The following is a 22,724-nucleotide window of genomic DNA, read 5'->3' as shown; positions in this document are numbered from 1 at the left end:
ATTTGTCGAACGTAAGTTAAAATATAAAGAATAGTAGCTTCAAAGCTACGAAGCAATACTTTCAATCACTCAAAACACAGTATTCAAAACTCAACACGCAACATTCAAAAAGGAGGGCTTTTGATGCGTATGAAAAAGAAGCTCATGATTGGTGCATTGCTTTTGTCAATCATGACAGTATTAAGCTTTTCTATTTATATGACGGTTATTTTAATTGGAAATTATAAAATTGATAATAAAAAACTTGTGATGGATGCAACTACTACTCTAGTAAATGAAGATGGCGAAATCATTACGAAATTATTCAATGAAAATCGTCATATTGTTCCAATCTCAAATGTCCCACAACATGTGCAAGACGCCTTTGTCGCAATAGAAGATGCACGCTTTTATGATCATCGTGGTATAGATTTTCGGGCGATTGGACGAGCTGTATATCGCGATATTATTGCTCGTGCGAAAGTGGAAGGTGGTAGTACGATCACACAGCAATTAGTAAAAAATACGTTTCTTTCAAATGAAAAAACATGGATGAGGAAAACGAACGAAGTGTTAATTGCGATGAATATAGAGCGACGTTATAGTAAACAAGAAATTCTCGAAATGTACTTAAATCGAATTTATTTTGGTCATGGGGCTTATGGAATTCAAGCGGCCTCAAAACTTTATTTTAATAAAGATGTTAGTGATTTAACGGTTGAGGAAGGCGCACTACTTGCAAGTTTACCGAAGGCACCTAATTCATATTCTCCATTTAATAACATTGAATTAAGTAAACAAAGAAGAGACCTTACACTAAGTGTCATGGAACAAAGAGGGTATTTAACGGCGGAGGAAGTGGTTCGACTGCAAGGGCGTACCATTCAAGTTGATTTTAATAAAATATCAGAAAATCCAGCTTACTTAACATACATAGATATGGTGTTAGAGGAAGCGGAAAGTCGTTACCAGCTTACAAGTGCTGAAATATTAAGAGGTGGCTATACGATTGTTGTACCGATGGATCTTCACTTGCAACAAATAGCGTATGACAAGTTTCAAAACGAAGATTATTTCCCGGAAAACGGACCTAATCAAGACGTTCAAGCAGCTCTCGTCCTATTAAACAATGAAACTGGGGGTGTCGAAGTAGCTCAAGGCGGGCGAGATTACGTTCGAAGAGGGTTAAACCGTGTCAATGTTCAAAGGCAACCGGGCTCTGCGATTAAGCCTTTAGTCGTATATAGTCCTGCATTAGAAACCGGAATGTATGAACCGTATTCGTTACTTCAAGATGAGCTCGTTGATTATGATGGGTACGAGCCACGTAATTATACGAACCGCTATGAAGGCATGTTGACGATGTATGACGCAGTTAGAGATTCGGCGAACGCACCTGCCGTTTGGCTTTTAAATGAGCTTTCTGTTGAAAAAGGAAAAAGCTATTTCGACCAGATGAATATTCCAATTGAAGAAGAAGGGTTAGCTCTAGCGTTAGGTGGCATGACAGAAGGGTTAACGCCGCTTGAATTAGCAACGGCTTACCGGCCTTTTGCAAGAGAAGGGAAAATGGTAGAACCATTTTTTATTACAAAAATATATGATCGTAACGGACAATTAATTGCAAATGTAGCTCCGTTAGAACAAGAAGTCATCTCCGCTCAAACGGCCTGGTACATGACAAGAATGCTAGAAGCCGTAGTCGAAGAAGGAACAGGACGACATGGAAATGTTAATGTTGCATTAGCAGGAAAAACAGGAACGACTTCTTTTACAGAAGTAGCTGGTGCGGCTAGAGATGCTTGGTTTGTCGGTTACACCCCTGATGTAGTAGGTGCATTATGGATCGGTTTTGACCGAACCGATCAGGCTCACCACTTAACAGTAGGAAGTTCATATCCGACGAAATTATTTAAAGAAATTGTGAATGAAAAAGCGGTAGAACCATCTTCGTTCGTTTTTTCAAAACCAGAAGGTGTGTTAGAACTTGACCCTCCTGTTCGCTTAGTTGAAGTTAATGATTTAAAAGCGGCGCTATCGTTTAGAGGCTTAGGTTTAAATGTTCAATTAAATTGGACCACTTCTGATGATGAACGGTTGCGTTACAATATTTATGAAGTGACGGACCGCGGCCAATTATTAAAGATCGGACAAGTAGAAGGTACGGGTGAGTATGTCGTCCGTGGCGTAAATCTATTTTCGATGAAAGATTACGTCGTTAAACCATACAATCCACAAACAAATATCGAAGGAAATGCTTCAAACCGAGCACAAGCAAGTTTTTCATTATTTTCAGTTGACCAGTAGGGGCTGTCCCAAAACAAAGTGTCAGACACCGTTAGCAACCAAATATAGACGGATAATAAATTTATACGTCTATATTTAGGAAGTGCTACAAGGTGTCAGCCACTTGAGGGACAGCCTCTTTTTTGTCGTTAACTTTTATAAAAGAAAGCGGTCGTTACTGAGGGCTATAATGCATGGTTTAGACTTGGAAACATGCAAAAAACCAAGCATTTTCTGGGGATTATTTTCTCTATATACATATTGAAGGATAAACTGGTGAAAAATACTATCATTACCAAACGAATGTTAGGAGACGTATATGGATGACTTATTGGATAGAGTGTTAGGATTTCTCCCGAGTCGAGGGTCATTTTGGACAGCAGTTGGCTTTGTTATATTCATGATTGCATTGCAAAGGGTTAATGATTGGGTCCAAAAAAAAATAAAGCTTCCGTGGATGGAAGAGAAAAATCAACAGCAGCGAAAAGCGCTTGAGCAAAGTCGAAATTCAGAAAGTGAGTAGGTGGTCGTTTGAATCCGCATAGTTATCAAATTTCAAAATTGGAAATGGCGATTACTGTTGTTTCAATGGTCATCGGTGTAGGGATTTTAACGTTACCAAGAGCACTAGCTGCATCGGTAGAAACGACAGATGGGTGGATGTCGATCGTGTTAGGGCTCGTCTTAAATATGGTACTCGTTTTGCTGATATTTCGCTTACATCGTCACTTTCCTGGAAAATCGTTCATCGGTCTATGGGGGAATCAATCGGTCGCTAAGTGGATCGGTAAACTATTTAGCATCGCATTTGTTTGTTATTTTGTTACGTTACTCGCCTATGAAGCAAGAATTTTAACGGTCGTCGTGCGAATGTATTTGTTAGACAGGACCCCGTCAGAAGTAACCGTATTATTTATTTTTTTAGCGACAACGTATGCCGTAACAAAAGGAGTTCAAGGCATCGTTCATTTAAATTTAATGTTCTTTCCATTTGTTGTATTCGTTATCACTTTAATCGTTATTTTTAATTTACATGATGCGAGTTTCGGCGCGATTTTTCCAATTGCTGCGGAAGGAATTACTCCGATCATTATGGGAGTTCAAGAAACGTCACTTTCTTTTTTAGGAATTGAAATTTTGTTTTTCTTTTTAGCGTATATGAAGGGAAAAGACTTACAAGCAACTTTAGTGAACGCAGGCATTGCTTTTGTTGCTTTCTTGTATTTATTAATTGTTGTTATGTGTTACATGGTTATAGGTCTTGAGGTCACGAAGATCATAGCTTTTCCGCTAGTTGCTTTAGCGAAAGAAGTTGAAATTATTGAAGGTTTAGTTGAGAGAATTGAACCACTAATGATCACCGTTTGGATCATGTCGATCTTTAATACGATGGCAATCGTCCATTTTTTAGCAACGAAAATCATTAAAGATGAATTTGTAAAAAAAGCGCGAGTATCGACCATTGCGATTGTGATCACGTTTTTTTCCTTTATTATTACGTTCATTCCTGTATCACTCCAAGAAGCCTTTATGTTAGGTGATTATGTTTCATACTTTGGACTAGGACTGACATGTTTTGCGCTTTTATGTGGTTATCTATATGTTTTCATTAAAAAGAAATCGAAACAGCAAGGGAATAGTGAGGCGATGTAAATGAAAAAAAAATGGTTACTATCGATTGTAGTGTTGCTCACGTTAACTTCTTGTTGGGATTTAACGGAAATTGAAGAAATTGGATTTGTCATCGCTTTAGCGATCGATACTCTTGAAGAAGAAGATTATGAACAATATAAGAAGCAGTTTAAAAAAGAACAGAACTTTGATCCACAACAATTATACAAGACGACTTTTCAAGTCGTAATCCCGGGCACAGTTACTGAAGACCTTGCTTTTGAACAAGTTCCTTTTTTTAATATTAGCGCTGTTGGAAGGACGAACTTTAAGACGCTTAGACATATTGCTACAAGAAGGAGTCGTCGCTTAAATTTCGAACATCTAAAAGCGATCATTATTAACGAAGAAATAGCCCGAACCGGGGCAATTGGGAAAGTAATCGACCTTTATATTAGAGATCATGAAATGCGCCGTACGACACTAGTTTTTGTATCAAAAGGTAATGGTTTTGAAGTGTTGGAGGATAAGCTACCGCTTGAGATGATGCCGGGGCTTTCAATTAAGATGATTCAAGATAATTATCCTGCTTCTCATGGGATGCCGTTTCCAAAACCAATCGGTGAATTAGCGACATGTGTTGTTGAGGAACACAGTTATATCGTTCCGCGAATTACCGAAAAAAGAGGAGTAGATTTCGTCATTGCTGGTGCTGGTGTTTTTTTAGGGGAAACGAACGAAATGATCGGTTGGCTTGGGGAAGTAGATATGGAAGGGTATAACTTAATTAGAGGAGAAGCAGAAAATGCGATTGTTGAAGCAAGCTTAGAAGATAACCTTTTTGTTGTTGAACTCGATAATATGGATTCTGTTTTTACGTATGAGCAAAAAGACGGTGAAGATCATTTTCATATTGAAATTAAAGCAGAAGGTTTTTTTACAGAAAATTGGTTAGAAGGAATAGACATCGGTGAACAAGAGGAGATTGAAAAAGTTGAGGCTGCTTTAGAAGAAGAAATAGAAAGACTAGCTAGCAAAATTGTCGCGAAAATGCAAAATGAGTTTCATGCCGATATTTTTGAACTATATAAAACAGTTCAACGGAAAAACTATGCTCGTTGGAAGGAAGTAGAAGATGAGTGGGACGGAGAGGACGGATACTTCTCCAATGCTAATATTGAAATTAGTGTAAAAGCAAAAATTAGACATTATATGACGAAAGAGCAATTAACATAGGAGATAAGCGATGCTTAAAAAACTATTTTCAAAACTGCATTCAGACGAAGTAAGAAAAGAAAAAGAATATGAGATCAAATTTACAGGTGATATTGATGAAACGGTTCAATCAATAAACAATATCGTCGGTGAAAGCGATGATATCATCCAAAGAGATTTTCTGATCGGCAAGAAAATTCGGGCAACCTTATTTTTTGTCGATGGACTTTGTGATTCAGCTAGTATTGAACAAGATGTCATCCGTCCTTTAATCTACTTTACGGACGTGAAACGGTATGATCAAAAAGATTTTTTAACTTATTTACAGGAGGAAGTAGTAACAATATCGGAATTAACGACGGAAACTTCACTTGAAAAAGCAATGTTGCCGTTTTTATCAGGAGAAACGATTCTCATCATTGATGGCATTAAGGAGTTAATTCTTTTTGAAACTCGTCAATTTAATGAAAGAAGTATCTCCGAGCCTGAAAGTGAAATCGTCGTTCGTGGTCCCAGAGATGGCTTTGTCGAAACGTTACATACAAACATTTTACAAATTCGTCGACGGATTCGTGATCCTAATTTAACGGTTCAATTTGGTGCGCTAGGTCGACGGGCGAAAAGTGATTTTGCACTTCTTTATATAAAAGGGGTTACGAATCAACGATATATTGATGAGATGCGTTATCGGATTTCATGCGTTGACACCGATCAAGTCGTAGAAACAGGAACACTTGAGCAGTTAATAGAAGACAATGTCTTAACAGTTTTTCCGCAAATGTTACGGACGGAACGGCCTGATAAAACAGTTGCAGCATTAATGAGCGGTCAAGTCGTTGTTTTACACGATGGTAGTCCGTTTAGTTTAATGGCGCCTATTACGTTCCATATGTTGTTTCGTTCGCCTGAAGATTACTATGACCGTTGGCAAATTAGTTCGTTTACTCGTTTACTTAGATATTTAGCTGCTTTTTTGGCGATGTTTTTGCCGGCCATTTATATTGCAATGGTGTCGTATCACCAAGGGATGTTACCTACTTTAATGGCGATTTCGATTGCAGGGTCCCGCGAAGGAGTGCCTTTCCCTGGATTTATCGAAGCGATCGTGATGGAGATCACCATTGAACTTTTACGAGAAGCAGGGGTTCGCTTACCTCGTGCTGTTGGACAAACGATTGGCATCGTCGGTGGTCTCGTTATCGGTGATGCCGCTGTTCGCGCCGGTATAGTTAGCCCGATTATGGTCATTGTCGTTGCATTAACAGCGATCGCCTCATTTGCAATTCCAGCTTATAATGTAACGATCGCTTTTCGACTCCTTCGTTTTTTAATGATGCTTAGCGCAGCAACATTGGGATTGTATGGGATTGTAATTGTCTATATATTTATTAATATCCATTTAGTAGGATTACGAAGCTTTGGTACATATTATACTTCTCCGTTTGCACCGTACCGCTATAGTGAATGGTTAGATATGTTTATAAGAGCGCCATTGAGTTTAATGAATAAGCGCTTTCCAGAACTGAAACCCGAAGATAAAAATAAGTCAGGTTAAATACTGGTTTAAATTTAGCGATTTTATGAACATTCACTTTTTGAGGAGAAAAATGTTAGCAATATCACATTTTGAAGTGGAATTACCCGTTAAGATAAAATTGAGAGTATCGGTTTTGTTAGGTTGGTTGGTTTGTGGTTTGTTGGTTAGGACACTAGTTCAACTTTTCGGGTTGTTAGATGGTGGTGGCAAGTATGCAGCTATGATGGTTATGTATGAAAAAAGGAGTGCAATTTTCTGAACGAGCCTCTAAAATTCGATAGAGGGTGCTCCTGCGGTTACTCGTCGCAAAGCTACACGATGAATTTTCCAGGAAGTACCACTTGATGTTATTGAGTTCAGTAGCTTTACAGCGAAGAGAAGAAAATTGCACTCCTTTTCCATATTAGATGATGACGGTATCTGTCATGTGGGTTTTGTACATTTGAACAATCTTTGAAACATAAAATCATCAATTTTATGACAACTTCGTTAGAAAACTATACAGCAATTCCGAGAAAGTATATAGTAAATAAAGTAATATAAATAGTGAAAAAACGTTAATATATATGTATTTTATACATATTTTAATGAATTTCATAATGCAATATTATCGCCATTAAGTATCTAAATGTAGTTTCGTTAAAACACTCGCAACTACATTTAGTGTGATATGGCTCGATTTAGGTAATTATGAAATTCACTCTGAGAAAGATAAATAAGAAGGGTGAGGGTAAAGATGACAACGCAAACATTCAATGATAACTTTTTAAAAGCTGTAAAAGGGGAACAAGTTTCACGAGTTCCAGTTTGGTATATGCGACAAGCAGGGAGATCGCAACCAGAGTATCGTGCAATTAAAGAAAAATATTCGTTATTTGAAATCACTCATCAACCAGAACTTTGTGCATATGTGACAAAACTTCCGGTTGATCAGTACGATAATGACGCAGCGATTTTATATAAAGACATTATGACGCCACTTCCGGCGATTGGTATTGACGTCGAAATTAAAGCTGGAATTGGTCCAGTGATTTCTAATCCAGTACGTACACTGCAAGATGTAGAGAAACTAGGCACAATTAATCCTGAAGCAGATGTTCCTTACGTATTAGATACGATTAAGCTTTTAAGAGAACAGTTAACAGTGCCATTAATTTCATTTGGTGGAGCGCCATTTACACTTGCAAGCTATATGATTGAAGGTGGCCCTTCAAAAAACTATAATAAAACAAAGGCGTTTATGTATTCTCAGCCTGAAAGCTGGTTCTTACTTATGGACAAACTAGCTGATATGACGATCACGTACTGTAAATCACAAATTAAAGCCGGTTCACAAGCAATTCAAATCTTTGATTCATGGGTAGGTGCATTAAACGTTCAAGACTATCGTACGTTTATTAAACCTGCGATGCATAAAATCTTCACAGCATTAAAAGAAGAGAACGTTCCATTAATTATGTTCGGAGTAGGAGCGAGTCACTTAGCAAATGAATGGCATGATCTTCCTTTAGATGTAGTAGGTTTAGATTGGAGACTTTCAATTAAAGAAGCGGGTGAGCGTGGTATTAAAAAAGCGGTTCAAGGAAACTTAGATCCAGCCATTTTACTTGCTCCTTGGGATGTTATTGAATCTCGTGCGAAGGAAATTTTAGATCAAGGATTGAAACATGACGGTGGCTTTATTTTCAACTTAGGACACGGTGTATTCCCACAAGTCCAACCTGATACATTACGTCGATTAACAGCATTCGTTCATGAGTATACAGCGAAATAAAAATTAAAAATGTATAATTTATAATGTAGAATGTTGAAAGCTTTGGCTACGAAGCGAATCTTTCAATAATTCTACATTATCAATTTTAAATTGTACATTTAAAAAGAAAGGTGTAATGAAATGTCTAAAAAAACGATTGGACTACTTGTCATGGCTTATGGTACTCCTCGAAAGGTAGAGGAGATTGAGCCGTATTATACACATATTAGACGTGGAAGAAAGCCTTCAGAAGAAGCGTTAAATGAACTAACTGAACGTTATGAAGCCATTGGTGGTATTTCTCCATTAGCGAAAATTACCGAAGCACAAGGGCAAGAGTTAGAAAAAAGGTTAAATGAGCTTAATGAAGAAGTTCAATTTAAGCTTTATTTAGGTTTAAAGCATATCGATCCTTTTATCGAAGATGCAGTGGCACAAATGAAAGAAGATGGGATCAAAGAGGCGGTAAGTATCGTCTTAGCACCACATTACTCAACGTTTAGTGTGAAATCTTATAATGGTCGTGCCAAAGAGCATTCAGATGAAATTGGTGGTCCTACGATACATAGTATAGACAGCTGGTATGATCATCCTAAATTCATTGGAAATTGGGCAGATGCGATCAATAAAACGATGGTTGATATGACTGAAGCAGAGCAGGAAAAGTCCGTTGTCATTTTTTCAGCACATAGTTTGCCAGAAAAGATATTACAAAACGGAGACCCGTATCCTGATCAGCTACAAGAAACGGCAGATTTGATTGCAAAAGCAGCAGGAATTAAAAATTATACGATCGGTTGGCAAAGTGAAGGTAACACACCTGATCCTTGGATCGGACCAGACGTTCAAGATTTGACAAGGGATTTATACAATGAAAAAGGTTATACATCATTTGTGTATTGTCCAGTAGGATTTGTTGCAGATCATTTAGAAGTTCTTTATGATAACGACATTGAATGTAAAGATGTTACAGACGAGTTAGGAGTTCGTTATTACCGTCCTGAAATGCCAAATGCAAAGCCGAAGTTTATTGATTGTTTAGCTGATGTCGTCACAAAAAAGTTGAAAGAAAGTGAGCGCTAATGAGTAAAAAGAGAGTAGCAATTATTGGAGGGGGAATTACCGGGATTACGGTAGCCTACTATTTGCAAAAAGAAATATTAGCGAACAATTTAGATTGTGAGTACCGCCTTTTTGAAAAATCGACAAAACTAGGTGGCAAAATAACGACCGATTATCGTAACGGCTTTGTTATTGAAATGGGACCAGATTCATTTTTAGCGAGAAAACAAAGTGCATCTAGGCTTGCTAAGGAAGTCGGGCTAGAAAAAGATCTCGTTAATAACGGTGGTGGAGGAGCGTTTATTCTTAACAACAATAAACTTTTCCCGATCCCAGGTGGAGCGATTATGGGGATACCCACACAAATGGCTCCATTTGCAACAACGAGGTTATTTTCACCGATAGGAAAATTACGAGCGGCAGGTGATTTAGTTTTACCGAAAGCTAGTGATCCAGACGTTGATATATCTTTAGGAAGCTTTTTTCGAAAGCGTCTAGGTAATGAAGTCGTTGATAACTTAATCGAACCTTTATTATCCGGAATTTATGCTGGAGATATTGATAAATTAAGTTTAATGGCAACTTTTCCACAATTTCACCAAGTTGAACAAAAACATCGCAGTCTCATTCTTGGGATGAAAAAATCAATGCCCCCTAAACCGAAAAATGTACCGAAAGCAAAACCGAAGGGAATGTTTTTATCGTTTAAGCGAGGTTTACAATCTTTAGTTGACGGTGTTGAAAGTTTTCTTGATGAAGATGCGATCGTTAAAGGTACAGGTGTTGTAAAAGTAGAGAAAAAAGGCGAGCAATATGAGCTTACTTTTTCAAGTGGTCTTGTTGAAACATTTGACTATGTCGTCATGGCAACACCACACCATGTAACAGAACAAACTTTGAGCAACTATTCCTTTGTAAAGCCATTAGCGGAAATTCCTTCAACATCTGTTGCTACAATTGCGATGGCATTTCCTCAAAAGGCAATTAAGAAAGATATTAATGGTACTGGTTTTGTTGTATCTAAGAAAAACGATTTTAACATTACCGCTTGTACTTGGACCCATAAAAAATGGGCACACTCAGCACCGGAAGGGTATGCTTTGTTACGCTGTTACGTAGGTCGTGCAGGCAACGATTCAATAGTCGATTGGTCTGACGAAGAGATTATCGATGCCGTTTTAGCTGATTTAAACAAAACGATGGAGATTGATGAAAAACCTGAGTTTCATATTATTCGCCGCTGGAAAGATGCTATGCCACAATATGTAGTTGGTCATAAGCATAGAGTTACAGAGTTAAAGGAGCAGTTACAAAAACAGCTCCCTGGCGTTTATACTATTGGCGGATCATTTGAAGGAATTGGTGTTCCAGATTGCATCGACCAAGGTGAAGCTGTTGTTGAGAAAATCGTAAAGCAGCTTTCATAAAAATAATTTAAATTACCCCTTTAGTGAGTTTTGTAGCTCGCTGAAGGGGCTTTTGGTTGTGGAGTGATTTTGGGCGTTGTGGTGGGACTATTTGTAGTGGAATTTGGGACTGTGCGGTAGCGTGTTGCTTCCTATTACGGGGGGAGTGTGCAACTCGTGTTTCTTAATATTACGGGGGGGAGTGTGTAATTGCACTATAAAAGAGAGAGTAAAATGCTCACTTTAAGCTTTCGATTCCCCTTCTCTTGCTTTGAACTCAGAAGAGTAATCATTCGGGCGTTTGGATTACTCTTCTCTGGTTTTGAGTCGAGAAGAGTAATCATTCGAACGTTTGGATTACTCTATGCTGGTTTTGAACCAGAGAAGAGTAATCATTCGAGCGTTTGGATTACTCTATTCTGGTTTTGAGTCGAGAAGAGTAATCATTCGAGCGTTTGGATTACTCTATGCTGGTTTTGAACCAGAGAAGAGTAATCAGTTCGGGATTTCGATTTCTCTTCACTAGTTTTAAGTTAGGAAGAGTAATCAGTTTCTTTCGCATAAAAAGATTATCTTTAGAAGGTGTGGATGATTTGACGGTTACAGATAAAGGGCACGTAAGAATTTTTCACGTGACCTAACCGAGTTTCACATCACCCAAAAGGTAACGCGAGACCTTCTCGCGTGCCCGAACAAAGCGTCACATCACCCAAAAGGTAACGCGAGACCTTCTCGCGTGCCCGAACCCATAAGGAACCCAACTAGTGCGCACTCCCCCCATACGCACTAGTTACCTCACATCAGTATTGTCGCAATAAAAAATCCGACTCACAAAGAGCCGGACCTAAACATATAATTAGTTTTCAGCTAAAATCTTATCTAATCTTGATGTGTCAACAAACCCATCTAAATCTGGCTCATCATTGATGAAGTCTAATTCATAAGAAGCTGTTGCCCAAGCTTGTAAGGCGTCAGCGTGAGTTTCTGTTGTAACAACCATACGCTCCCAAGCGTTTTCTAAAACAGATTGTGGAAGTCTTGTTTGTGATAAGCTATAAAGCAAGTCATTAACTGTTTCTAAAGTATCAGCAGTGTTCTCGTGAGTGTAATCTACTGCACGTTTATGAGCGCGTAAAAATTGGTCAACTTGCTCAGGGTTTTCTTCTAAAAACTGTGGAGTTGTAACAACAACGACACTAGCTAATTCTTCCCCTAAAAATACTTCATTCCATTCTGCGATAACATTGGCACCAAATTCTTCAACTAAATATGTTCCCCAAGGTTCTGGAGCAGCAGCTGCATCAATTTCACCTTGTTCAAACATAATCATCATGTTTGCAGGATTTACACGCGGTTGATGGTCGACCTCACCGCCACGTCTTGTAGTTGTTAAGCCACGATCTTGGAGCATAATCTCTAACTGAACGTTATGTGTACATCCGTTTCCAGGAGTACAAAATGATTTTCCAGCAAAATCATCTAAAGTTTCAATACCTGAATCTTCTCTAGCAACAATTAACGTAGCACCGTTAGCAGCAGCACCAATGACAACGATGTCGCCCCCTGCTAAAAAGTAGTTAATTGCCGGGCCAGGTCCAACATAACCTAACTGAATTGCTCCGTTATCTAACGCTTCAATAAAGTCATTTCCATTTGGAAAGTTAATAAAGTCTAATTCTTTATCTGTCATTTCTTCTTCAAAAAAAGCTTTTTCTTTACCGACGATTGCAGCGGCATGGTCTAAGTTTGGAAAGTAACCAACAGATACCGTATCAGAATCATCTGATCCACAAGCAGCTAATACCCCTAATAAAATAGCAAATATTGCTACTGAAAATATTTTTTTCATCATAAAATCCCCCAATCTTTTCTATTAATTTATAAATCAATGAATTTCATAATTTATTATTTTCGCCACTAGGATATATATAGTTGCGGTAAAACCATTCGCAAACTATATATTGCGTGATGTGGCTCATTTTCATTAATTATGAAATTCACTCCTATAGTTTTCAATAAAAACTTCCTCGAACTGCCCACACAACTCAAAACTCAAAACTACCAAAATTCTACTTCGACAAGCCCCAACGTGTCATTACTTTCTTTTCTAGTGGAGCGAATACTAAGTATTCAACGATTAATCCGATGATTGAAATAATGACCATAATCGCAATGACTAAATCCATATTGAACATGTCTCTAGCATCTAATAGCGTCCGTCCTAAACCACCGCGTCCTAAAAGTTCACCGGCCATTAATGCACGCCAACCAAATGCCCATGCAAGTCTAGCACCAGTTAAGGCTGCGGGAATAGAAGCTGGAAGCATTACTTTCCATACTAACTCAGAACCTTTGTAACCCATTGTCCTTGCAGCGCGTATTAACAAAGGTTGAACGTTTTTAATACCCATACGCACATTCATTGTCATAGCCCACGTACCACCAAGCACGATAATGAAAATAATAGCTGTACTTCCTTGACCAAAAGCAATAAGAGCAATTGGAAGCCAAACGATACTCGGAATCGATTGCAAGGCAATAACTAATGATCCAATCGTTTCGTCAGCTAATTTTGACTGTCCTAGTAAAATGCCTAGTGCAGTTCCAATAATAAGCGCTAGTGCAAAACCAACACTTATTCTCTGTAAACTAGTTATCAGTGCACTACTTAAAATACCAGATTGAAAGAATCCTATATATAATTGCTCGATGGCCCCACTTGGAGATGGGAAAAATCGAGTGTCTCGAAATGTAAAAATATCATTTAGTCTAAATATGCTCTCCCATATTGCGATTAGTGCCGTAAAGAAGACTAGCCTTCTTACTGTTGTAGTCATCGCCCATTTCCTCCTTCATTACTTTCTCGATCTCACCAGCGAGTTGCTTCATAATATCTTCTTCAAGTTTTACAAACTCTGGTGAAGAAGGTTTTCTCGGTCTCTCTAGATTTACTGGAAACTCACCAATAATGCCACCAGGTCTCGTGCCCATTAAAATAATCCGATCTGAAAGAATTACTGATTCGCGAATGTTGTGGGTAACAAAAATAATCGTTTTCCCAGTTTGTTCCCAAATGAACTGTACTTCTTTATGAAGCATTGACCGTGTTTGTTCATCTAATGCTCCAAACGGTTCATCCATAAGTAGAATTTCAGGGTCCATAGCAAGCGCACGAGCGATTGATACACGTTGCTTCATTCCACCTGACAATTCATGAGGGTATGAGCCGACAAATTTACTTAAGTGAACGAGTTTTAAATATTCTAATGCTTTTTTTTCAGCCTCATCTTTACTCATCTTTTTCTTTAAGCCAAACATAACGTTTTCTAAAACGGTTAACCAAGGCATTAGTGCAGCTTCTTGGAAAACAACCCCGCGGTCTGGACCAGGTGCAGTGATTGTTTTTGAACCGACTTGAACAACACCGTTCGTCGCTTTATCAAGGCCAGCAACAATATTTAGTAAAGTTGATTTACCACATCCTGATGGCCCTAAAAGAGATAAAAATTCCCCTTTTTTTATGTTTAAATTTATATCATTAAAAACGGTAAACGATGTTTTTTCTTCTTTATTGAAAAACGTTTTTTCTACGTTTTTAATTGTCACGTGATCCATTAATAAAACCTCCAAACTTATTAAAAATACAAATCATATATTTTTACTCGGAATTAAAGTACTCTTAGTATATGATGGATTAAAGAAACTGTCAACGAGTTCATTGTAAAAATAAATGTTCAAATTTTTTGCAAATCACTATTCGAATTTTAGAGACTTGTGAAAAAATCCACTGCAAATGTCGATTTTCATCTATATAATCACATTAATTAATGATTTTATACGAGAAATACTAGAATTAAATTGTTTATGAATATTTTTGTGATAGTATATATTGTAGTCATTGATATCCTTTGGCTTAAATGGTAAAAGCATGAACTTATTTTAATTTTCTTTACAGTGAGTGAGTTTCATAATTACAAAAATGAGCCACATCATGCAATATATAGTTTGCGAATGGTTTTGACGCAACTATATACTGATCTTAGTGGCGAGGATCATGAATTATGAAATTCATTAAGTATCAGATTTATAAGTTAAGTCGGAAGATAGTATAAGGGAAACTAAGGCTCTCACTAGGGGTTGTGATAATAAGCTTAGTTTTTCTAACTTTATTATAGAAATAGGTGTGATATATGAAAGAGGAGTGGAACATTTTACAAATCCTTCGACACTCTCGACATGATTGGTTGAATGTAGTCCAATTAATTAAAGGGAATTTGGCACTAAAGAAATACGATCGTGTCGAGGAAATCATTCAAGAGGTCATACATCAGAGACAACATGAAAGTAAGCTATCAAATCTTGAAATTCCGAAATTAGCTAGTCAACTGTTAGTATTTAATTGGGAGAACCGACATCATTTTCAAGTTGAGTTTGAAGTGGTTGGAACAACTAAAAACCTTTCATTATACGAAGAAAGCTTGCTTGAATGGTTCGACCGTTTTATTGATGTAGTAAATGAAAGTAGTCAGCAATATGGAGATAACCATTTATTACTAACATTCCAATTATTTGCTGAAAACGTACCGAGTGTTACCTTTGACTTTCGAGGAGAATTACATAATGAAAAGGTTATAAAAAATTTTATCGATAGTTCAAGTGAGTGGAATGAACAATTGAAATTAGTGGAATCATATATTAGTAAAGAAGAGTTTTATTTAACGATAGTGCTTGATTAGCTTTTGAGTAGCAAATTAATGGCAATGAACTAGGGTTTATAACTGAATGGATGAAAAGGTTAAAATGAAATAAGTTTAAAGGTCTAAGTGGAAGTACCTCCGCAAAGCTTTACACACCAATGACGAGTTAGGCGGAGTAGGATTAAAAATGAGTAAAATGTGCATTATGAATATGATTTGAAAAACTTTTGAGGTGAAAAGATGTTTGTAGATAAGGTTACGGTTTATGTAAAAGGTGGAGATGGCGGAAATGGAATGGTTGCTTTTCGTCGTGAAAAATATGTTCCTAACGGTGGACCAGCTGGTGGTGATGGAGGAAACGGTGCAGATGTTGTATTTGAAGTAGACGAAGGTTTAAGAACTTTAATGGATTTCCGCTATCAGCGTCATTTTAAAGCGGATCGCGGTGAACACGGAAGACCGAAAAGTCAGCACGGTAAAAATTCTGAGCCATTTATTGTTAAAGTTCCACCAGGGACGACGGTGATTGATGAAGAAACAAAAACAACGGTTGCAGACTTAGTTCATCACGGGCAAAGGGCCGTGATCGCAAAAGGTGGCCGTGGCGGTCGTGGAAATAATCGTTTTGCCACTCCAACGAATCCAGCTCCTGAAATTGCCGAAAACGGGGAGCCAGGACAAGAAAGAAATGTTACATTAGAGTTGAAACTGCTTGCTGATGTTGGTCTTGTTGGGTTTCCAAGTGTAGGAAAATCTACGCTTCTTTCAGTAGTGTCTTCAGCGAAGCCTAAAATTGCTGAATACCATTTTACAACGATTAAACCGAACTTAGGTGTTGTCGATGTGGAAGATGGACGTAGCTTTGTAATGGCAGATTTACCTGGGCTAATAGAAGGGGCACATCAAGGTGTTGGGCTCGGTCATCAATTTTTAAGACATATCGAACGAACAAAAGTGATCGTTCACGTCATTGATATGTCGGGAATTGAAGGGCGTGATCCTTATGAAGATTACACAAAAATAAATGAAGAGTTAAAAGAATATAACCTTCGTTTAACTGAGCGTCCGCAAATTATTGTTGCCAATAAAATGGACATGCCAGATGCAGAGGAGAATTTAGCTGCTTTTAAAGAAAAAGTAGCAGACAAAGAAACCCTAGTTTTCCCAATTTCTGCAATTACGAAACAAGGGTTACGTGAATTGCTTCTAGCAATTACAGATAAAGTTGATACAACCCCTGAGTTCCCATTAATTGAGGAGGAAGTCGAAAGCAGGGTTATTTATCGCCATGAAAAGAAAGAGATGCCGTTTAAAATTACGAGAGATGACGATGGAGCTTACGTTCTTTCTGGCGACGAACTTGAAAAGTTATTTAAAATGACGGATTTCTCTAGGGACGAATCTGTAAAACGCTTCGCGCGTCAAATGCGAGGTATGGGCGTAGATGAAGCACTTCGGGAACGTGGTGCCAAAGATGGAGATCTCGTTCGCATCATGAAATTTGAATTTGAATTTATTGAATAAATTGGAATGGCTACCTTTAGGGTAGCTTTTCTAATTTACAATTTAAAATTAAAAATTATGGAGAGCAGATTCGGGGTTGCTGAAAAGTAAAGGCTCCGAAGCTGTGCTTACAACAATTTTAAATTTTGCATTGTAAATTGAAATTTAGTTGTCAAAATGTTCATGCAAATTTATAATGTATTAATAGGAATTTTTAGGGTGGTGGTTTTTGTGTCTAAAGAGAGTGACGATCAGTTTTATCTCGTCCGTGCTAGTATTTTACCAGAAGCGATGTTGAAAACGTTAGAAGCTAAGGCACTTTTAGACAGTGGAAAAGCAAAACAGATTAGTGAGGCAACGGAAGCTGTTGATTTAAGTAGGAGTGCTTTTTATAAATATAAAGATGGGGTTTTTCCTTTTCATACGATGGTGAAAGAAAAAATTATTACACTTTCAATTCACCTTGAAGACCGATCGGGTACTTTATCGAGGCTTTTAGCAGCAGTAGCTGAAGCCGGAGCTAACGTATTAACCATTAATCAAACGATTCCTTTGTCAGGAAGAGCGACAATTACTTTGTCGATTGAAACAGCTTCCATGGAAATTGAAATTGATAAATTAGTGAGGCAAATGCAACATTTAGATGCAGTTGAAAAAGTAGAATTAATTGGTTCAGGGGCTTAGTACGAAAGGAGTTAATCATGAAGAAAATTGCATATTTAGGTCCTAAAGGGACGTTTACAGAAGTAGCTGCCAAAGCTGTATTTCCTAACGACGAATTTATTTCTTTCCCATCGATTCCTGATTGTATGGACAGTGTTTCAATCGGTGATGTAGACTTTGCCGTAGTTCCAATCGAGAATGCGATCGAAGGCTCTGTAAATTTAACGTTAGACTATTTAATTCATAATCAAAAACTAATGATAAATGGTGAGATCACCGTACCAATTGAGCAACAATTATTAGTTCATGAAAATCAACTTGAAAATTGGACCAAAATCGAAAAAGTATATTCACATCCTCAAGCAATCGCTCAAAGTCATCAGTTTTTACGTTCGTATTTGCCAAACGCTGAATTTGAATATACGAATTCAACAGGATCAGCGGCTCAACATGTCGCTAACCACCCTGACGAGCGTATCGCGGCAATTGGGAATTCTTTAGCAGCAGAGCAGTACGGATTAACGATTGCTCAATCTGAAATACACGATTATGAAAATAATCATACTCGTTTTGTTATTTTAAAAAAGGATAACATATGCCTAACGGAGCAATCTCCTCTATTTAATGGAGATAAGACAACGTTAATGGTCACATTACCTGCAGATTATCCAGGTGCCCTACATCATGTTTTATCGGCATTTGCTTGGAGAAAATTAAATTTATCAAAAATCGAATCTAGACCGATGAAAACGGGATTAGGTAATTACTTTTTTGTGATTGATGTTGCAATGAAAATGGACGAAGTTTTAATTCCGGGAGTCATCGCTGAGTTAGAAGCGCTGAAATGCCAAGTAACACTTTTAGGTAGTTATCCATGTTTTTCATTAGCAAAAAAAAACAATGAGGTAAAGGTTTAATCTTGAGGGTAAGTGCGCTTAAGTTGTAATAGTGTTTTGAATTTTATCGGGGCTGTCCCAAAACAAAGTGTCAAGCACTTGTTGTGGGATAGCCCCGTTTTGTTACTTGTAGAAAAGCACAAGGAGTAAATTCAAAAAGCTGTTTCGCTCCATCGATGTTTATATAGTCTGGGATGCACCTCTAGAGGAGATAAACCGTCGCTGGCTCTCTAACGCTTTTCGGCGCTCACCAAGCCGCTATCGCGTTTCTATTAATCATCTTCACTAGACAATAAAAAACCCGCAGCATTTAAAGTATTACAAATTTCGGTCAATTGTTCTTCGGTTCTTGCTTCAATCGTATGAAGGTGAACACCGTCAGTTAATTGTGACAAAAGAGATGCATTAGTTGAAGACATCTTTTTAATGAAATCGTTAACGTCGCGACGGTTTCTAATCATAAGTGATGCTGTTAAATCTCCATAAACAGGGTGCTCGACAACGACATCTTTCACTGCACCACCTAGGTCAACGATCATGTTTAATTCTCGTGCTGTTTCTTCAGGAGAATGTTTACAGGCGATTACTTTAGAAAGCATCTCAGTTTTTGCTTGCTCTTTTATAAAAACATACCCTTGTGATGTAGCTAAAATTGGATAATTTCTTGCTTTTAAAATAGATATGTCTTGGACAATTACTTGTCTAGAAACATTCGTTTTGGAAGCTAAAAGTGTTCCGGTAATCGGTTGGCTTGATTCAGTAAGCCATTTTAATATTAAGTTTCTTCGATCTTCACCTAACACTTTTTTTTCTTGTTGTTTCATACGTTCTCTCCCCCTTAGTATAAAATTTTCTAAAAATATTCATTTACGATTGTATTGAGAGCTTCTGCTGTTTTTTTAATATGTGATTCTGTCGTTTGTTTTCCGAGAGAGATACGAATTAACTCTGTTGCGGCTTCTTTACTGTAACCAAGTTGAAGCATTGTTTTTGATGCATTTTGCTCACCGACTTTACAAGCTGTTCCAGTGGAGATTGCAATGTTTTTTTGATTCAGTTGTAACATTACATATTGGCCTTCGATTCCATGAATACATAATGATAAATGGTGTTCTAAGCGATCTTCGGGGTGACCGATTAAGCTATAGGATAAATTATGTTTGTCTAAACTCGCTAATAGTTGTTCACTAAGTTTTTTTAGGCGTTTTTGTTCTGCTTCCATTGCCGAACATATCTGGATGGCTGCTTCAGCAAAACTAGCTATTGCAGGTACATTGACTGTTCCGGCGCGAAAGCCATTTTCGTGTGATGTGTTTGGAATAATTGGTGTCCATTTAATAGAAGGGGATATATAGACCGCACCAACACCTTTAGGTCCGTAAATTTTATGGCTTGAAAGCGATATACTATCAACATTTAAAGCCGCTACATCAATAATAGTTTTTCCAAATGCTTGAACGCAGTCGCTATGAAAGACAATGTTTTTTTGTTTTAGTAATTTACCGATCTCACTTAAGTTTTGAATCGTACCGATATCAGAATTAGCATATCCAATAGACACGAGGATTGTATCGTCTCTAAGTTCATTCTCTAACGCAGGAATTGATACAACTCCGTACTTATCTACTTCTAAAAAAGTCACATCGTAGCCTTCTTCTTCTAACTGTAAAAAAGTGTTAATTACTGAGAAATGTTCAATGCTCGTTGTAATAATATGTCCCTTTTTCCCTTTGACTAATGACTTAATAGCTAAGTTGTTGGAATCAGATCCACCCCCAGTGAAATAAACCCCCTGTTCAGCGCCGTTAATACTGTTTGCTATTGTTTTTCTAGACTGTTCTAAAAGATTTTTTGCTTGTCCGCCAACATCATGTAGACTGCTAGGATTACCGTAAAAATTTTGTGATGCCTTCGTGAAAACTTGTAGGGCGCGATCAGACATGGGGGTTGTTGCGCAATAATCTAAATAAATCATTTTAAACACCTCGATTTTGGAATTTTACCCAATGGTGGAAATTTTTTCGTAAATACTACTTTGTTTACTACAAAATAAACGAGTTTTTATTGATATGAAGCTAACGATGAGTGTACATCAAAACAACTTTTCTGTGTAAGAAAAATCATAAACTTTTTTATAAAATAAAAAAAGTCTTGTCACTAGTTTAAAAGTATGTAAATATAGGTGTCAAGACAGTTGTATGTTCATAAATAATTCATAATTAGCTGACCAAGGCGCTTACGCTTTTCTATGTCTAGCTTCAGGCGCCATCGGCTCGACCACTTCAGTCCTTTCCTTGCGGTCTAAAACCTGACCGCTACGGGCAGGCCTTCCAGTGGTTTTCGCCGATAGGCGGGCGCCTTACGCTTTTCTTACAAGGGGGATTGTCATGAATGTTAAGAAAACAGAGGTGGTTATCATCGGTAGTGGCTTAGCAGGCTTAATGACCGCAGATTACCTTTGTGACCAAAAAAATGTGATGCTTATCACAAAGTCTGAGCTGAATAATAGTAATTCAATGTTAGCACAAGGTGGAATTGCTGCAGCTGTTACGAAGGAAGATCACTGGCAGGAGCATTTTGAGGATACAATCGTTGCTGGTGGGTTTCATAATCGTAAAGAGATGACAGAGCTTCTTGTAAAGCAAGGTTCTTCGTTAATTAATCGACTTATTGAAATTGGCGTCGCATTTGATAAAGACAAAAATAATGAACTCTCCTTAGGAATGGAAGGAGCTCATACAAAAAGGCGAATCCTCCATGCGGGTGGAGATGCAACTGGAAAAGTAATCGTTGAAGCATTGATGTCAAGGGTTATTCCTAAAATTGATGTTTGTGAGCGTGAAATGGCTTTTGATTTACAAGTGGAAGATGGTGTTTGTCAAGGCGTATTCACGAAAGATATAAAAGGCACTATTAGTTACGTTGAAGCGGACCATGTCATTATTGCTACAGGTGGTGTCGGTCAACTTTATTCTGCTACATCAAACTGTAGGGAGGCTACTGGGGATGGGATTGCTATGGCATACCGAGCTGGTGCCGAGATAGCTGATATGGAGTTTATCCAATTTCACCCAACTTTATTAATGAATGGCAATAGTAGTTGTGGTTTGATTTCAGAAGCTGTTCGTGGTGAAGGAGCAAAGCTAGTCAATGAAGAAGGGTGCTTCCTTATGAAGGGGAAACATCCAATGGAGGACTTAGCACCACGTGATATCGTTGCTAGAGAAATTTTTAATTCGAAACTAAAACAAGAAAAAATCTTTTTAAATATAGAAAATGTAAACAATTTCAAACAAAGATTTCCATCCATTTATCAAATGTGCGAAAAAAATCCTGAGATTTTAAAAAGTGAATTATTACCAGTAGAGCCTGGTGCTCACTTTATTATGGGTGGTATTAAAGTAGATAGAGAAGGACAATCATCTATCGAAAATTTATATGCTGTTGGTGAATGTGCCTATACAGGGGTGCATGGCGCTAATCGTTTAGCGAGTAACTCTTTATTAGAAGGAGTTGTATTTAGTGAACGTTTGTCAAAAACAGTATTACAGAAGAAAAAAAGAACTAAGAAAAAAAGACTAACTCCGTCTATCGTACTTAAAAATACAAGTTCAAAAAATCTTCCAACGGTCGAACAAGTTCAAGAAGTGATGGATAAATTTGCCGGAATTATTCGGAATAAAAAAGGGCTTCAACAAGCGATTTGCTGGTTTCGCCAATATAACGACTTGTTAAATGACAAAAATCATGCTTATTTATCAATTCAAGAAAAAGTTATTAGCAATATGTTAGTTGTAGGGTTATTAATTACTCAGGCCAGTCTTTTACGAGATGAAAGTCGTGGGGGTCATTATAGGAGTGACTTTTCGGCTAAAAATGATCAACGATGGTCTGGATATCGAAGTGTTTTTGTAAATGGTGAATTAATTCGTGAGAGATTCGTAGAAAACGAAGCCCTCAAGCAAGATTCTTTATCGGAATTAAAAAAGGAGCATTCCTGTTAGAAGGATTTTCGGGGACTTGAAAAAAAAAGAGCCCTCCTGGTATGATACGGGGTGTCAAATCGTGCACCGAGATGACCCCTAACTTAGTTAACCAAGGAGGACTTCATAATGA

18 protein-coding genes are annotated in these 22,724 nt (G+C 37.7%); 13 read left to right on the top strand and 5 right to left on the bottom strand.

From position 1 onward, the window contains the following. Nucleotides 1-129 precede the first annotated feature (129 nt). The 8 genes from BKP35_RS11235 (at nucleotide 130) to hemY (ending at nucleotide 10,870) form a co-directional block, all read left to right on the top strand. On the top strand, nucleotides 130-2,286 hold the full coding sequence (locus tag BKP35_RS11235) for a transglycosylase domain-containing protein (RefSeq protein WP_071313478.1): 2,157 nt from the start codon (nucleotides 130-132) through the stop codon (nucleotides 2,284-2,286). Nucleotides 2,287-2,584: 298 nt separating this feature from the next. Beyond that, nucleotides 2,585-2,788 (top strand): hypothetical protein, encoded by a 204-nt coding sequence (locus tag BKP35_RS11230; RefSeq protein WP_071313446.1) that lies wholly within the window; start codon nucleotides 2,585-2,587, stop codon nucleotides 2,786-2,788. Between the two features lie 8 nt (nucleotides 2,789-2,796). Next, nucleotides 2,797-3,918 carry a GerAB/ArcD/ProY family transporter gene (locus tag BKP35_RS11225; RefSeq protein ID WP_084031599.1) on the top strand — a complete coding sequence of 374 codons (1,122 nt, stop codon included), beginning with the start codon at nucleotides 2,797-2,799 and terminating at the stop codon, nucleotides 3,916-3,918. After that, a complete protein-coding gene (locus tag BKP35_RS11220; RefSeq protein ID WP_071313445.1) occupies nucleotides 3,919-5,112 on the top strand; it encodes a Ger(x)C family spore germination protein in 1,194 nt (397 codons plus the stop codon). Between the two features lie 10 nt (nucleotides 5,113-5,122). Then, nucleotides 5,123-6,646 carry a spore germination protein gene (locus tag BKP35_RS11215; RefSeq protein ID WP_071313444.1) on the top strand — a complete coding sequence of 508 codons (1,524 nt, stop codon included), beginning with the start codon at nucleotides 5,123-5,125 and terminating at the stop codon, nucleotides 6,644-6,646. A 718-nt stretch (nucleotides 6,647-7,364) separates the two neighbouring features. Next, complete coding sequence (gene hemE, locus BKP35_RS11205) at nucleotides 7,365-8,402, top strand: uroporphyrinogen decarboxylase (RefSeq protein WP_071313442.1); 1,038 nt, start codon at nucleotides 7,365-7,367, stop codon at nucleotides 8,400-8,402. Between the two features lie 120 nt (nucleotides 8,403-8,522). After that, a complete protein-coding gene (gene hemH / locus BKP35_RS11200; RefSeq protein WP_071313441.1) occupies nucleotides 8,523-9,464 on the top strand; it encodes a ferrochelatase in 942 nt (313 codons plus the stop codon). Further along, a complete protein-coding gene (hemY, locus tag BKP35_RS11195) occupies nucleotides 9,464-10,870 on the top strand; it encodes a protoporphyrinogen oxidase (protein ID WP_071313440.1) in 1,407 nt (468 codons plus the stop codon). Before hemH ends, hemY begins: the two co-directional genes overlap by 1 nt. A gap of 835 nt (nucleotides 10,871-11,705) precedes the next feature. On the opposite strand, the gene BKP35_RS11190 is transcribed toward hemY, so the two are convergent. From BKP35_RS11190 to BKP35_RS11180, 3 genes are all read right to left on the bottom strand, one after another. After that, the gene (locus BKP35_RS11190) at nucleotides 11,706-12,701 is read right to left on the bottom strand and encodes an aliphatic sulfonate ABC transporter substrate-binding protein (protein WP_169819205.1); all 996 of its coding nucleotides are present in this window, start codon (nucleotides 12,699-12,701) and stop codon (nucleotides 11,706-11,708) included. A gap of 217 nt (nucleotides 12,702-12,918) precedes the next feature. Next, nucleotides 12,919-13,686: an ABC transporter permease gene (locus tag BKP35_RS11185; protein WP_071313438.1), complete on the bottom strand. Its 768-nt coding sequence runs from the start codon at nucleotides 13,684-13,686 to the stop codon at nucleotides 12,919-12,921. Beyond that, nucleotides 13,619-14,464, bottom strand: coding sequence for an ABC transporter ATP-binding protein (locus BKP35_RS11180; protein ID WP_071313437.1), 846 nt, complete (start codon nucleotides 14,462-14,464; stop codon nucleotides 13,619-13,621). The genes BKP35_RS11185 and BKP35_RS11180 overlap by 68 nt, the downstream gene beginning before the upstream one ends. A gap of 575 nt (nucleotides 14,465-15,039) precedes the next feature. Between BKP35_RS11180 and BKP35_RS11175 the strand changes: the two genes are divergently transcribed. The 4 genes from BKP35_RS11175 to pheA all read left to right on the top strand — a co-directional run bounded on the left by BKP35_RS11175 (nucleotide 15,040) and on the right by pheA (nucleotide 18,629). Then, on the top strand, nucleotides 15,040-15,585 hold the full coding sequence (locus BKP35_RS11175; RefSeq protein WP_071313436.1) for a Spo0B C-terminal domain-containing protein: 546 nt from the start codon (nucleotides 15,040-15,042) through the stop codon (nucleotides 15,583-15,585). A 201-nt stretch (nucleotides 15,586-15,786) separates the two neighbouring features. Continuing rightward, complete coding sequence (gene obgE, locus BKP35_RS11170) at nucleotides 15,787-17,070, top strand: GTPase ObgE (RefSeq protein WP_071313435.1); 1,284 nt, start codon at nucleotides 15,787-15,789, stop codon at nucleotides 17,068-17,070. 210 nt (nucleotides 17,071-17,280) lie between these two features. Next, a complete protein-coding gene (locus tag BKP35_RS11165) occupies nucleotides 17,281-17,733 on the top strand; it encodes an ACT domain-containing protein (protein ID WP_281244219.1) in 453 nt (150 codons plus the stop codon). A gap of 17 nt (nucleotides 17,734-17,750) precedes the next feature. Next, complete coding sequence (gene pheA, locus BKP35_RS11160; protein ID WP_071313434.1) at nucleotides 17,751-18,629, top strand: prephenate dehydratase; 879 nt, start codon at nucleotides 17,751-17,753, stop codon at nucleotides 18,627-18,629. A gap of 251 nt (nucleotides 18,630-18,880) precedes the next feature. On the opposite strand, the gene BKP35_RS11155 is transcribed toward pheA, so the two are convergent. Beyond that, a complete protein-coding gene (locus tag BKP35_RS11155) occupies nucleotides 18,881-19,432 on the bottom strand; it encodes a transcription repressor NadR (protein ID WP_071313433.1) in 552 nt (183 codons plus the stop codon). A 29-nt stretch (nucleotides 19,433-19,461) separates the two neighbouring features. Then, on the bottom strand, nucleotides 19,462-20,583 hold the full coding sequence (locus BKP35_RS11150) for an IscS subfamily cysteine desulfurase (RefSeq protein WP_071313432.1): 1,122 nt from the start codon (nucleotides 20,581-20,583) through the stop codon (nucleotides 19,462-19,464). 412 nt (nucleotides 20,584-20,995) lie between these two features. Between BKP35_RS11150 and nadB the strand changes: the two genes are divergently transcribed. Next, nucleotides 20,996-22,612, top strand: a complete 1,617-nt coding sequence (gene nadB / locus BKP35_RS11145) for an L-aspartate oxidase (protein ID WP_071313431.1) — start codon at nucleotides 20,996-20,998, stop codon at nucleotides 22,610-22,612. The last annotated feature ends 112 nt before the right edge of the window (nucleotides 22,613-22,724 follow it).

The sequence above is a fragment of the Anaerobacillus arseniciselenatis genome (genome assembly GCF_001865995.1).
GTDB lineage: Bacteria > Bacillota > Bacilli > Bacillales > Anaerobacillaceae > Anaerobacillus > Anaerobacillus arseniciselenatis.
The sequence above is the reverse complement of the archived record's forward strand: the minus strand, read 5'-3'. Positions and strand labels throughout refer to the sequence as shown.

Bases quoted from the DNA above. Each gene is read 5' to 3' on its own strand.
- BKP35_RS11235 (WP_071313478.1), top strand. From the start codon at position 130: ATGAAAAAGAAGCTCATGATTGGTGCATTGCTTTTGTCAATCATGACA.
- BKP35_RS11230 (WP_071313446.1), top strand. From the start codon at position 2,585: ATGGATGACTTATTGGATAGAGTGTTAGGATTTCTCCCGAGTCGAGGG.
- BKP35_RS11220 (WP_071313445.1), top strand. From the start codon at position 3,919: ATGAAAAAAAAATGGTTACTATCGATTGTAGTGTTGCTCACGTTAACT.
- BKP35_RS11215 (WP_071313444.1), top strand. From the start codon at position 5,123: ATGCTTAAAAAACTATTTTCAAAACTGCATTCAGACGAAGTAAGAAAA.
- hemE (WP_071313442.1), top strand. From the start codon at position 7,365: ATGACAACGCAAACATTCAATGATAACTTTTTAAAAGCTGTAAAAGGG.
- hemH (WP_071313441.1), top strand. From the start codon at position 8,523: ATGTCTAAAAAAACGATTGGACTACTTGTCATGGCTTATGGTACTCCT.
- hemY (WP_071313440.1), top strand. From the start codon at position 9,464: ATGAGTAAAAAGAGAGTAGCAATTATTGGAGGGGGAATTACCGGGATT.
- BKP35_RS11190 (WP_169819205.1), bottom strand. From the start codon at position 12,701: ATGATGAAAAAAATATTTTCAGTAGCAATATTTGCTATTTTATTAGGG.
- BKP35_RS11185 (WP_071313438.1), bottom strand. From the start codon at position 13,686: ATGACTACAACAGTAAGAAGGCTAGTCTTCTTTACGGCACTAATCGCA.
- BKP35_RS11180 (WP_071313437.1), bottom strand. From the start codon at position 14,464: ATGGATCACGTGACAATTAAAAACGTAGAAAAAACGTTTTTCAATAAA.
- BKP35_RS11175 (WP_071313436.1), top strand. From the start codon at position 15,040: ATGAAAGAGGAGTGGAACATTTTACAAATCCTTCGACACTCTCGACAT.
- obgE (WP_071313435.1), top strand. From the start codon at position 15,787: ATGTTTGTAGATAAGGTTACGGTTTATGTAAAAGGTGGAGATGGCGGA.
- pheA (WP_071313434.1), top strand. From the start codon at position 17,751: ATGAAGAAAATTGCATATTTAGGTCCTAAAGGGACGTTTACAGAAGTA.
- BKP35_RS11155 (WP_071313433.1), bottom strand. From the start codon at position 19,432: ATGAAACAACAAGAAAAAAAAGTGTTAGGTGAAGATCGAAGAAACTTA.
- BKP35_RS11150 (WP_071313432.1), bottom strand. From the start codon at position 20,583: ATGATTTATTTAGATTATTGCGCAACAACCCCCATGTCTGATCGCGCC.
- nadB (WP_071313431.1), top strand. From the start codon at position 20,996: ATGAATGTTAAGAAAACAGAGGTGGTTATCATCGGTAGTGGCTTAGCA.